The organism is Lysinibacillus fusiformis (assembly GCF_002845985.1).
Taxonomy (GTDB): Bacteria; Bacillota; Bacilli; order Bacillales_A; family Planococcaceae; genus Lysinibacillus; species Lysinibacillus fusiformis_D.
Window position 1 is genome coordinate 239,638 of record NZ_PDFK01000002.1, and the last position, 13,148, is coordinate 252,785.

General features: G+C 38.6%; 9 protein-coding genes and 1 other annotated feature. Of the genes, 2 read left to right on the forward strand and 7 right to left on the reverse strand.

Annotated elements, in window-relative coordinates; translation table 11 throughout:
- Nucleotides 1-30: 30 nt before the first annotated feature.
- Complete coding sequence (hisS, locus tag CRI88_RS07245) at nucleotides 31-1,299, reverse strand: histidine--tRNA ligase (protein WP_058844051.1); 1,269 nt, start codon at nucleotides 1,297-1,299, stop codon at nucleotides 31-33.
- 254 nt (nucleotides 1,300-1,553) lie between these two features.
- Nucleotides 1,554-1,796, reverse strand: a binding site (T-box leader).
- A gap of 164 nt (nucleotides 1,797-1,960) precedes the next feature.
- On the opposite strand from hisS, the gene CRI88_RS07255 reads away from it, so the two are divergent.
- Entirely contained in the window at nucleotides 1,961-3,544 is a 1,584-nt protein-coding gene (locus CRI88_RS07255; RefSeq protein ID WP_101966511.1) for an N-acetylmuramoyl-L-alanine amidase family protein, read from the forward strand.
- Between the two features lie 491 nt (nucleotides 3,545-4,035).
- Here the strand turns inward: CRI88_RS07255 and CRI88_RS07265 are convergent, their stop codons facing one another.
- Entirely contained in the window at nucleotides 4,036-5,442 is a 1,407-nt protein-coding gene (locus CRI88_RS07265) for a YfcC family protein (RefSeq protein ID WP_058845150.1), read from the reverse strand.
- Nucleotides 5,443-6,003: 561 nt separating this feature from the next.
- Between CRI88_RS07265 and CRI88_RS07270 the strand changes: the two genes are divergently transcribed.
- Entirely contained in the window at nucleotides 6,004-7,359 is a 1,356-nt protein-coding gene (locus tag CRI88_RS07270; RefSeq protein ID WP_101966512.1) for a lytic polysaccharide monooxygenase, read from the forward strand.
- A 338-nt stretch (nucleotides 7,360-7,697) separates the two neighbouring features.
- Here CRI88_RS07270 and CRI88_RS07275 read toward each other — a convergent pair whose 3' ends face one another.
- From CRI88_RS07275 to CRI88_RS07295, 5 genes are all read right to left on the reverse strand, one after another.
- Nucleotides 7,698-8,798 (reverse strand): alpha/beta hydrolase, encoded by a 1,101-nt coding sequence (locus CRI88_RS07275; protein ID WP_101966513.1) that lies wholly within the window; start codon nucleotides 8,796-8,798, stop codon nucleotides 7,698-7,700.
- Between the two features lie 272 nt (nucleotides 8,799-9,070).
- Nucleotides 9,071-9,286, reverse strand: coding sequence for a DUF2642 domain-containing protein (locus tag CRI88_RS07280; RefSeq protein ID WP_036124402.1), 216 nt, complete (start codon nucleotides 9,284-9,286; stop codon nucleotides 9,071-9,073).
- 71 nt (nucleotides 9,287-9,357) lie between these two features.
- Nucleotides 9,358-9,798 carry a D-aminoacyl-tRNA deacylase gene (dtd, locus tag CRI88_RS07285; protein ID WP_101966514.1) on the reverse strand — a complete coding sequence of 147 codons (441 nt, stop codon included), beginning with the start codon at nucleotides 9,796-9,798 and terminating at the stop codon, nucleotides 9,358-9,360.
- Between the two features lie 35 nt (nucleotides 9,799-9,833).
- A complete protein-coding gene (locus tag CRI88_RS07290; protein ID WP_036124404.1) occupies nucleotides 9,834-12,029 on the reverse strand; it encodes a RelA/SpoT family protein in 2,196 nt (731 codons plus the stop codon).
- A 204-nt stretch (nucleotides 12,030-12,233) separates the two neighbouring features.
- Entirely contained in the window at nucleotides 12,234-13,148 is a 915-nt protein-coding gene (locus tag CRI88_RS07295) for a pseudouridine-5'-phosphate glycosidase (RefSeq protein WP_058845311.1), read from the reverse strand.

Here is a 13,148-nt window from a genome sequence, read left to right on the forward strand (position 1 = left end):
AGCATCTACTAGCAATGCCCTGTATCTACTTTAAGATTGTTGTGATAAATAATTCACTAGCTCTGAGAATGCCACTTTGTGCTGTTCACCAGATTCCATATGTTTCACGGCAGCTGCTTGCTCTTCAAGCTCTGTTTCGCCAAGAACGATTGTGTATTTTGCACCTAGACGATCCGCTGATTTCATTTGGGCTTTCATTTTACGATCTAAATAATCCATTTCTGTCGCAAGACCCTTTGCACGGAAAGTACTAGTTAGCTCTACAGCCTTTTGCTTGGCTTCAGCGTCCATTGCGATAATATAAACATCTAGTCCTGAAGCGGTATCTAATTCAACGCCCTCTGCTTCAAGTGCTAATAATAAACGCTCAATACTTAATGCAAAACCAATACCTGGTACATCTGGACCGCCAATTTCTTGCACTAGCCCATTGTAGCGTCCGCCTCCACATAATGTTGTAATCGCACCAAAGCCAGCTGCAGTAGACATAATTTCAAATGTTGTGTGATTGTAATAATCAAGCCCACGTACAAGATTTGGATCCACCTCATAAGAAATGCCCAATGTATCTAAATACGATTTCACCTGACTGAAATAAGCAGCTGACTCCTCTGTTAAGAAATCAGTTAACGCTGGAGCCGTTTGCATTAATGGGTGTTCACGATCCACCTTACAATCTAAAATTCGTAAAGGATTTTTTTGCAAACGATTTTGACAGTCAGAGCAAAACTCTTGAATATGTGGCTCAAAATGCTGTAATAAGGCTGTACGGTGAGTATTACGCGTTTCTTTATCACCCAGTGAATTAATCACTAGTTTTAAATCCTTTAAGCCAGCTGATTCATAAACATCCATCGCAAGAGCAATGACTTCCGCATCAATTGCAGGATCTGCTGAACCAATGGCCTCTACTCCAAACTGTACAAATTGACGATAACGCCCAGCCTGTTGACGCTCATAGCGGAACATTGGTCCTAAGTAAGAAAGCTTAACGGGCTGATCTGGAGCACCAAACATTTTATGTTCTACGTAGGCACGTACGACACCAGCCGTATTTTCAGGACGTAATGTTAGTGAACGTCCCCCGCGATCCTCAAATGTATACATTTCCTTTTGCACAACATCCGTTGTTTCACCAACACCACGCGCAAACAAATCCGTTTGCTCGAAAATCGGTGTGCGAATTTCGTTATAACGATAAACACGACAAATATCACGAATAATCGCTTCAACCTTTTGCCATTTTTCAGATTGACCTGGCAAAATATCTTGTGTCCCTCGTGGCACTTTAAAACTCATGTAAATCCCTCCTATATCGATTGCTTATGATAGAGCAGCTGTCATTCTACTTGGGGCGGAGGCATGCTTCGATTGAGCAGTTTTCATTCAGGTTGGAGTTTGGTTACACCTTCAAAGAGCGGTCTTCACTTTGATTAGAGCAGGTTCGCAATTTTGATGAGCAGACTCACCACCTAAAACCGAACCCATCCCTTTTCTCAAAAGAATCTCGCAGTTTTTTCGAACAACAAAAAAGCCCCCGTCACCTTGCCATAGCAAGGGACGAGAGCTGTATAAGCTTCCGCGGTTCCACCCTAGTTGACACAATTAATTACATGTGTCCTCCTCGTAATCGGATAACGGCCGATTCCGTTTTTTCCTACTAAGCACTGCTTTTCAGAAAAAAGCCTCTCAAGTGTTATTCGCGTGATACATTTTTGTAGGAAAGATTGCAGCCTAAGTCTTTCCCTCTCTGTTCCAATAGAGGTATACGCTACTTGCTTGGTCATAAGCGATTAATCATTTTTCGATTACCCTTTATGTTAGTCACTAGCCATGCCAATGTCAACTGTTTTTGTATTTTTCATAGGGCTATAATGAAAATAACAAATTCCGTTACCATTTTACCACGAATTTTATGACAAAAGCATGGTAAAATAGCACAAGGAATAGGAGGAATCTGATGAGGACAAAAATTTTACATAGTATAATCATATTCGTACTAATGGTAACGATTGCGATGCCAAATAAGAACTTTGTTCAAAGAGCTTCCGCTGACACCAGTGATCTAAAAGTCGCTGGAACGATTCTTCATTTGCGTGAGGGTCCTGGATTATCATATCCCATTATTACGACATTAGAAGAAGGTGATCCTTTAACCTCTATCGGTCGTGAAGGTGATTGGATTCAAGTAAAAGCAGGTAACTATGAGGGCTGGGTTGCTTCATGGCTGACGGCTCCTACAAGTGCTAAACAGGCCATCGATAAATCCGTCATCTCACAAGTTGACCGTTTAAATATACGAACAGATCCAGATATTTCTTCAGCTGTTCTTGGTCAACTTTCTACAGGCAACCAAGCCAACCTCATTGAAGAAAATGCTGAATGGGCAAAAATTGATTGGAATGGACTTACGGGATGGGTTTCAAAGGATTATGTCACGATTAATGATAATCCTAAAAAAGAAAAGGAACCTAAAGATGATGCCGTAGAAGTAACGACAACTACAACACCTGTTAACAAGGACACAACCTTTACTATTTTAGTAGACGTCCTCAATGTTCGTAAAAAACCAGACTTGAATGCTAAAAAAATCGGCACTGCGAAAAAAGGTCAAGCCTTTAAAGTAATTGCACATGAACATAATTGGGTACAAATTCAGTACAATGATAAAAAAACAGGCTGGGTTTATAGCTTTTATGGTACTTTCTCCAATAAAGTTAAAAGTACATCCAAAACTTCCTCTTCCAAAGAGTTGGAATCCGTTACCATAATCTATAATGGGACAAACTTACGAACAGATGCCTCAACAGCAGCTGAAGTGGTTGAACGGGTAGATGCTGGCTTAAATTATCCAATTGTCGGCGTAAAAAATGATTTTTATGAAATTCAATTAGATGAAGATCAAACAGCATTTGTTGCAAACTGGGTTGTAACAACAAGTTCTAATAAAACGATGATTCCTCAAAAGGAAAAAGAAGAGCCTCGTAAAAAAGGGACGTTAAGTGGGTTAACAATAGTTGTTGATGCTGGCCATGGGGGAAATGATCATGGCACAACGGGTCAACGTGGTACAGAGGAAAAAGGCATTACGCTGAAAACAGCTACTATGCTTGCATCCAAGCTAAGTGCGGCTGGCGCCAATGTAGTCATGACGAGGGAATCCGATGAATATGTGGCATTGCGTAAGCGTGTATCAATTGCCCATCAATATGAAGCAGATGCCTTTATTAGTCTCCATTATGATGCAACAGACGATAGTTCTATTAACGGCTTCACCTCCTATTATATGAATAGTAATCAAAAAGGGCTTGCTGAAGCGATTCATGATGGACTATCAAGTAAATTAGAGTTAAGAGATCGTGGCACACAACAAGGTAACTATTTAGTACTACGAGAAAATCGTCAAAAAGCAGTCCTTATTGAGTTAGGCTTCTTAAGTAATTCAAGTGAAGAGCGTGTCATCACCACAGCGAAGTTCCGTGAACAGGCGACTCTCGGTATTTATCAAGGAATTCTCAACTACTTTAATGAGCAAGAGGAATAATGAAAAAAGATCATGTCAAAGGCAGAAAAAGCAACTTTGCAAGGGGAGGGGGAGATTTCCGTTCCGCCAGCGTCCTTTCCAGGGGGCGTCCGATGAGCCGCTTCACTCACTTACGCTCGCTCCAGGGTCTCATCTGTGACGCTAAATCCCCTAGGAGTGACGCTGGCTCCACTCCAATCAACCATTCTGCAAAGAGTCTTTACTTTTTTTCATAGTAATATAGCGATTAAATAGCCCATTATTTGTATTCTTAGAGGGAATAAGCTCTTATTATTAATGTAGAGAAGTGATGCGTGACAACACCTCTCCATAAAGAGCAGTGAAGACCTTCACTTTATTTGAAAACCTTCACTAAAAAGGTAACACTTTTGTAGGTTGGAATGGAGTCAAGTAGCCTGCAACGGAAATCCATTTCTACCTTCCAATTGACTGTTTTGTTTTTCAACACTAAGAAAAAAGCTGCGGATGCTATCCACAGCTTTTTTCACGTATTAAGAAACCCCTATTGCTACCGCAGCAATTAACGCTAGGCATGCAATCACTGCCCAGCCAAGAATCATCTTCCAAATGAATTTGATCCACTTTTCATAGGGAATGCCTGCAACCGCTAAATAGGCCATTAAGGCAGATGAAGTAGGAATAATAGAGTTCGTTAAGGAATCACCATATTGGAAGGCTAATACAGCCACTTGTCGTTCTAACCCTAATAAATCGGTAATTGGTATCATAATCGGCATTGTTGCGGCTGCCTGTCCACTACCAGATGAAATAAATAAATTTAACAGTGCTTGAATAAATAACATACCGATTGCACTGATAGCATGTGGTAAATGCCCAATTGTTTCCGATGCCGCATAAACGATAGTATCGATAATTTTCCCTTGCTCTAAAACAACCGTAATCGCACGGGCAAAACCTACAATTAAAGCACCGAATGTTACAGCCTTCGCTCCTTCAATGAAGGAATCAAAAATAGTTGCAGGTTTCAACCCACCAATTAGCCCTGCAATTAACCCCATAATTAAAAAGGAGGCGGTTAACTGTGTTAAGAACCAGCCCCAATTAAATACACCATAAATATTAAAGCCAATTCCACAAGCCATCACAATAAATACAAATTTATGCTTTCCTGTTAATGTGGGAATGTCAATAACGGATACATTAGATTTAGCTTTTTGCTCGATGTCATAAATAACACTTGCCTGTGGATTCTTTTTCACCTTAAAGGCATAGCGAGATACATAGAAAATAGCAAAACCTAACACAAAGACATAGACAACTGCACGGAAGCCGATCCCAGAGAATAACGGTACATCTGCTAATGATTGTGCAACACCCACCGTAAAGGGATTAAGCATCCCTCCAAAAAATCCACTGGCCGCTCCAAGTGTGATCATGGCAGTCCCTGTCACAGCATCGAAGCCCATCGCACGCGCAATTGCTACACCAATCGGTACGAAAATAATTGTTTCTTCGGCCATCCCCATTGTAAAACCACCAACAGAGAATAAAATCATTGATAATGGGATAAGTAATTTTTCTCTTCCCTCTAAAGCTTTTACCCCTTTATAAACACCAGCTTCAATGGCACCCGTGGAACGAATAATCCCAAAAACACCACTGACTAAGAAAATGTAGAAAATAATTTGAGCCCCTTTTTCAAGACCCATTGGAATAGCTGTAAACATTTCGAAAAATGAAACTGGATCACTCTCAATATGATGATAGCTTCCATCTACAACGAGCATTCGCCCTTCCTTATCCTCTATTCGTTCAAACTCACCTGCTGGAATAATATAGCTTGCAATACCCGCTAAAAAAATAATAGCAAAAATAATGGTATATGTATGAGGTACTTTCAGCCAACTTCTTTTCTTTACACCTTGTTCATTTTCCATGACATCACCCTCCTTTTAATCAATTTAGACATTTGCATTATATTGTCGCTATATGTCGTTAATTGAAAATAAATATACATGAGTTCAAATTTATTGTAAAGTATTAATTTTCTATTATTTCAGAAATTCTATTTATTTGTTGCCATAGCAAGCTTTCTCAGACACCCCTGCTGATAAGGATGCTTATCCTCTGCTACATAAAATATTCATACTCGATTAATTGGATAATTATGCGTTCAGCAGAGCGCCGTAATTTGAGTATTGTGACCAAGGTTAACAACTTCTATAGCTACATTTCACGAATGAGAAGAGTAACTGTACGTAAATTGACAAATTTTAATAGATTTGAAGATTTTATTATAATAGCTAATTATTTTTAATAGAAAACAATCCTCTAAAGTAAGATATTTACCCAATTAAGGTCTATATACTCATTAATTTTGCAACAAAAGTTATTTGCACAACAAAACTATTATCCTATAAAAACAGACTTTGAATAATTTTTAATATATTGCTATCATACTAGTTGCTATCCAATTCCAACAAAAGGAGACTAGTTATATGAATACTAAATTCGCAAAAAAGTTAAGTAAAAAGGGAATAAGCGCTGCCATATTAGCAGCAGGAATCATGGGTATTTCAATGGCACCTAATGCATATGCCCATGGATTTGTTGAAAAACCAGCTAGCCGAGCTGCTTTATGTAGTCAAAATTATGGAGCACTTAATTTAATGTGCGGAAACATAATGTATGAGCCACAGAGTTTAGAGGCACCTAAGGGATTTCCACAAAGTGGGCCGGCTGATGGAAAAATCGCATCTGCTGGAGGTCTATTTGGTGGCATACTCGATCAACAAACCGCTGATCGTTGGTTTAAAAACACGATTACAGGAGGTTCAAATACCTTTACATGGAAGTATACAGCGCCACATTTAACAAGCAAATGGCACTATTATATTACTAAAAAGGGATGGAATCCAAATAAACCATTAAACCGTGCTGACCTTGAACTAATTGCAACTGTAGAACATAATGGTTCTGCTGCATCGAATAATTTAACTCATACAATTAACGTGCCAACTGATCGTAGTGGTTACCACATTATTCTAGCTGTTTGGGATGTAGCTGATACTTCAAATGCATTCTATAATGTAATCGACGTTAATTTAGTGAATAATGGAAATGTAGATATAGAAGCTCCAACTCAGCCAAATGGATTACATACTACGAAAGTTACTTCAAACAGTGCCGAGCTAAAATGGAGTCCTTCTACAGACAATGTGAGTGTAAAAGAATATCAGATATTACGTGATAATAAAGTAGTTGGAGTGGTACCAGGAACAACATTCACAGATAAAAATTTAAAACCGACTACCAAGTATACATATACGGTAAAGGCAGTGGATGCAGCTGGGAATGTTTCTAATGAAAGTGAATCGATAGTTGTAGAGACAATGCATACAGCTCCAGATACAGAAGCACCAACGCAACCGACTGCACTTCACACAATGGGCGTAACATCTTCAAGTGCAGACTTAATGTGGAGTGCATCAGAGGATAATGTAGCAGTTGACCATTATGTTATATATCAAGGAACACAAGCAGATCAAATGTCTGTTGTTGGAACATCAAAAACTACATCATTTATGGACATGAATCTCCAATCCAATACAACATATATGTATGCAGTAACTGCAGTGGATGCGGCTGGAAATGAATCAATTAAAAGTTCCATTTTAACTGTGACTACAAAAGATCTAGGGGCTTCTTATGAGCAATGGAGTCCATTTAAGGCGTACACAAAAGGAGATAAGGTTGAGTACCAAGGAAAGATTTATGTAGCCGTTCAAAGCTATCAAGGATACGGAGATCCAAATTGGATAAACGCATTGTCTTTATGGAAAGAAATTGAGTAAAGTCCTAGTATGAGATTGCAGTGATTGAAAAGATCCTTTTAAATCAACAATAGTTTTATTTCTATAGATAATAGCTATAAATTCATGTTAGAAGTTAAATAAATTCATACAAAGGCCATCGAGAAGTTGATCTCGATGGCTTTTGTCATTTTTCTTCCTCTTTAATTTCCAACATTTAGTAAAACATTAACGTATCCAACCCCTGCACGGAGTGGAAGCGGTTAGGCGCTCGCCCACAGGAAAGCAAGTAGCCCATGCATGTGTATATACTAATTATATCGCTTGCATTATTGATTCTGCTTCCACAAGTTACAATTAACAAAAGTAAAAAAGACACATTATAAGGAATTGAAAACCTTTTTTACCCATTCAAGAAACTCTCTCATATAGTGTTCCTGCTTAAAGCCATGATTCTGACCTTCTACTACAATTTCAGTAATATCCGCATCTGCTACTCGTGCAGATTGAATATATTCTTGTGGCCCTTTTACCCCAACAGCTAAATCATTCGTCCCATAAGCAATAAACTGAGGTATATTTGCTGTGCTAAAATGTTTAGATAGATCTGTCTGATTCAAAAGCTCTTCACGCACTTCTGGACTTTTTACATCTTCATCTTTAAAAGAAGCAAAGAGCATAGGCACATTATAGCGATAGGTCAATGCTGGATAAATCATAGCTGCAGAGACAACTTTATCATCGACTGCATCGATGTCATCAAGCTGATAACTATTAGGAAATAGATTTTTCCCCTGAATGAGATTAATAAAGCTACCGGTTTGAAAACCACCCGCGCTAAAACCGATCAATCCAATTTTATCTGGATGAATACCATAATCATTTGCATGATAACGTAGATAACGGACAGCCCGCTGAACATCCAATTGGGGAATAGGCCATTCATATGGGTTAGAACGATAGTGTAGAACGAATGCATTGATACCTGCCTTATTTAATGATTCAGCTACTTCTTTTCCTTCAGCAGTTCCACCATCCATTTCCTTAAAGCCATAGCCACCTCCTGGAATAATAATGATGGCACTGTCACTGTTTGACCTCGTATAAGGAATCAGATATGGTTCATCTTCATAGGTAGATTTTTCATAGCCTCCTACAATTTCATGGACATATGTAAAGGTATCAATTGCAGCTTCATTGTCTTTATATTCTTCTCCCACAATACTAGTAGAAAATTTGAATGTCGCTAAGAGTCTGTTAGGATTACCCTTAATATTCATATCGTCTAGCTTACTTCCAGAATGATTTCCTGCAACTTCTTCTCCCCAAATTTCAACCTTGTGCTCAATATCCGCAACTGGCTTGCCTGGTTTATTCCCAAATGGATTAATTTCAAGAATAGCGTATCCACTTCCTATAAACAAAGCGAAAATAGCTAGAATTATTCCCACTATCTTGGCTATTTTCTTCATTATGTTCATAATATATAACCTCCTTTAAACCTATTCATGACAGTATTAAATAGTATATTAGCAGCCATTACTACTTGTTTCTTAGTTGAGTATAATTCTAGTCGCTTTATGACCGATTTCACAAGAGACATACCAAAAGTGTCTTTCTCCATGAACGATCCCTGCTTCTGCCCTCAAACCAATATAAACTCCATATTCTAATAATTAAATTTGCTCATTATACCTTAAAATATAAAAAAGAACCTTCTATCATCTTTTATGATTCGAAGGTTCGTACTTCATCAATTTTTTGTAGTTTCCAATGTAACCCATACAATTTCCTCCATTCGAATGAAGAAAGGGGTACGATTCATCTCAAGGATCATATGGTCAGGTAGTATGGATAATAAAATACCTTTTTGCATCGTTTTTTCTGTTTGCACCACTACTGCCTGGCCAATCATCATGTTAAGTGTTTCGTATAAATATGGATTAGATCTACTCCCTATCTGCGTCAAGTTCAAGACACTCCTTCCTATAAAACTAACCATACTCATTAGTATATGAAGGATTTATAGGAAATGTTCCATTATTTTGATTCTAGAAGTATTGTTACTGGACCATCGTTGATTAGTGCAACATCCATCATTGCACCAAAAATACCTGTTTCCACATGTAAGCCGAGCTCACGCAATGCTTGATTAAAAGCTTCCCACAGCGGTTCGGCAACTTCTGGTCTAGCTGCACTGATGAAACTAGGACGATTTCCCTTTTTTGCATCCCCATACAATGTAAATTGTGAGACGGATAAAATTGCGCCTCCATGCTCTTGGATCGAATGATTCATTTTTCCTTCCGCATCTTCCCAAAGGCGTAAATTAGCTACTTTTTTCGCTAAATAAGCGACATCCTCATGTGTATCCTCATGTGTAATACCTACTAGAAGAACATAGCCATTATCAATCGCTCCTGTGACAGTTCCGTCAACCGTTACAGAAGCAGCTTTACTGCGCTGTAATACTACTTTCATGCATTAAAACCCCAATTCTATGTTGTTGCCAATCATTAATTGATGACACGCTGCACCGAATAAATATCAGGTGTTTGTTTAATCCGCTCAACAACCTTATGCAAATGTGAAATGTTTGAAATGGAAATCGTTAAATGAATTGTTGCCATTTTATCACGATCAGCACGACCACTGACTGCTAAAATATTTGTTTTTGTTTCACTAACAATTTGCATAATTTCATTTAAAATACCAGGTCGATCAAAGGCTGACACTTCGATATCCACTGGATATTCTTTTTTCTCAGGGATGATTCCATGCTCCCATTCCACTTCAATTAAACGTTCTTGCTCATCCTCAATTTGAATATTTGGACAGTCTGCACGGTGTACAGAAACACCTCTACCTTTTGTAATAAAGCCTACAATCTCATCACCAGGTACAGGCGTACAACAACGAGAAAGTCGAATAAGCATATTATCAATGCCCTTGACGATGACACCCGATTCCGTTCGTTTTTGCGGAATTGGATTTTTCATTTTTTGTTCGATTTTCTCTAAAGCTTCTTCCTGCTCACGCTCTTTACGACGTTTTTCCGCTAAACGATTAACCACTTGCTGTGCAGTAATGCCATTCACCCCTACTGCTGCATACAAGTCCTCCTCATTCGTATAGTTGAATTTATCACATACACGTTTGAGGTTTTCTGATGACATCGTTTCCTTTAAATCGAAATCCTGAGCACGAATTTCCTTTTCAATCATTTCTTTCCCTTTGATGATATTCTCTTCACGTAAATGTCGTTTAAAGAATTGCTTAATCTTATTTTTCGCCTGTGAGGATTGTGCTATTTTTAGCCAATCGCGGCTCGGACCAAAGGATTGCTTAGATGTTAAAATTTCAATGATATCGCCGGTTTTCAGTGGTGTATCAAGTGGCACCATTTTCCCATTGACTTTTGCCCCAATCGTACGATTTCCGACCTCTGAATGGACACGATAGGCAAAATCGATGGGCACAGAACCCGCCGGCAATTCAATGACATCGCCTTCAGGTGTAAATACGTAGACCATATCAGAAAATAAATCGAATTTTAAGGATTCCATAAATTCTTCTGCATTAGAAGATTCATTTTGAAATTCTAAAATCTCACGGAACCATGTTAATTTTTGATCGACATTTTGCTTTTGATGATCAACATTTTTGCCCTCTTTATACGCCCAGTGTGCCGCAATCCCGTACTCTGCAATTTTGTGCATTTCCTTCGTACGAATCTGAACCTCTAATGGATCACCATAGGGTCCAATAACGGTCGTGTGTAAGGACTGATACAGGTTTTGTTTTGGCATGGCAATATAGTCTTTAAAGCGCCCTGGCATCGGTTTCCAGAGTGTATGCACAATCCCTAAAACCGCATAGCAATCTTTAATACTATCGACAAGTACACGTATGGCTAATAAATCATAAATTTCATTAAATTGTTTCTTTTGGAGCACCATTTTTCGATAAATACTGTAAATATGCTTTGGACGACCATAGATATCTGCTTCAATTTCAACCTCATTAAGCTGTGACTTCATCTCAGCCATGACATTCTCTAAATAAGCCTCACGCTCATCACGCTTTTTCTTCATCAAACTGACAATACGATAATATTGTTGTGGGTTTAAATAGCGAAGTGCTGTATCTTCAAGCTCCCATTTTACAGTCGAGATTCCCAGACGATGTGCAAGTGGTGCAAAAATTTCTAGCGTCTCTTTCGATATACGTCGCTGCTTTTCAGCAGGTAAATGCTTTAACGTACGCATATTATGGAGACGGTCTGCTAGCTTAATTAAGATGACACGAATATCCTGTGCCATAGCTACAAACATTTTTCGATGATTCTCTGCTTGCTGCGCCTCTTTTGATAAATATTTAATTTTCCCTAGCTTTGTCACACCATCAACAAGCACGGCTACTTCTTCGCCAAATTCCCGTACCAAATCATCCCGCGTAAAATCCGTATCTTCGACAACATCATGTAAAAAACCTGCCGCTACTGTTTCCGGGTCCATTTGTAATTCAGCTAGAATACCTGCCACTTGTACTGGGTGAATGATATAAGGTTCACCAGAGCTACGGAATTGCTCAATATGGGCATCCCTTGCTAATTCATATGCTTTTTTCACGAATGTGACATTTTCATCATTCATGTAGGATTTGACTAACTCAAAAACGTCCTCAGGAGTCAAAATTTGCTCTTTCGCCATAACATGTCCACCTTGCTCGTCAAATTTTTCAGATTAGATATAAACTTAATTGTATAAAATTTTGTAGCCTATTGTAAAGAGACTGTGTCATTTAGTTTAGTTAATCTCGTGAACAGTTCGAAAAATGGAAAAAATATTCTTCTTTTTAATGAAAAAGACCCTTTGCGACAGGATGTCACAAAGGGTTCTTGTTTCGACAAATGATTAGTGTAATTGATTGTAGGCAACAGCAATTTTTGCGCCAACGACTGCATTGTTTTTCACTAATGCAATGTTCGCATCAAGACTTTTACCTTCTGTTAATTCTTTTACTTTACCAAGTAAGAATGGTGTAACGTTTTTACCTTGAATACCATTCTCTTCAGCTTCAGCTAAAGCTTTTTCAATAATGTTTGTAATAAATGTATGATCTAATGCTTCAGCTTCTGGAATTGGGTTGGCAATGACAGCGCCACCTTTTAACCCTAATTGCCATTTCGCAGATAGCATTGCTGCAATCTCCTCTGGTGTATCAAGCTGGAAGTTGACATCGAAACCACTTTGACGTGTGTAGAATGCTGGTAATTCATCTGTACCATAACCAACTACTGGTACCCCTTTTGTTTCAAGGTATTCTAATGTAAGACCAATATCTAGAATAGATTTTGCACCCGCGCAAATAACAGCCACATTAGTTTGTGCTAATTCTTCTAAGTCAGCAGAGACATCCATTGTTGTTTCAGCACCACGGTGTACACCACCAATACCACCTGTTACAAAGATTTCAATGTCTGCAAGTTCAGCACAGATCATTGTAGCTGCAACTGTTGTCGCACCTAATTTTTTTGTTGCAAGTAAGTAGCCTAAGTCACGACGTGAAGCTTTTGCAACGCCTTGTGAATTTCCAAACATCTCTAGCTCTTCATCTGATAAACCGATTTTGATTTTGCCATCTATTAAGGCAATGGTTGCAGGTACTGCACCATTATCGCGAATAATTTGCTCAACTTCACGCGCAGTTTTCACATTTTGTGGATATGGCATACCGTGTGAAATGATTGTAGATTCTAATGCCACGATTGGTAGACCTTTTGCTTGTCCTGCTTTTACTTCTTCTGATAATACGATGAATTCTTTCAT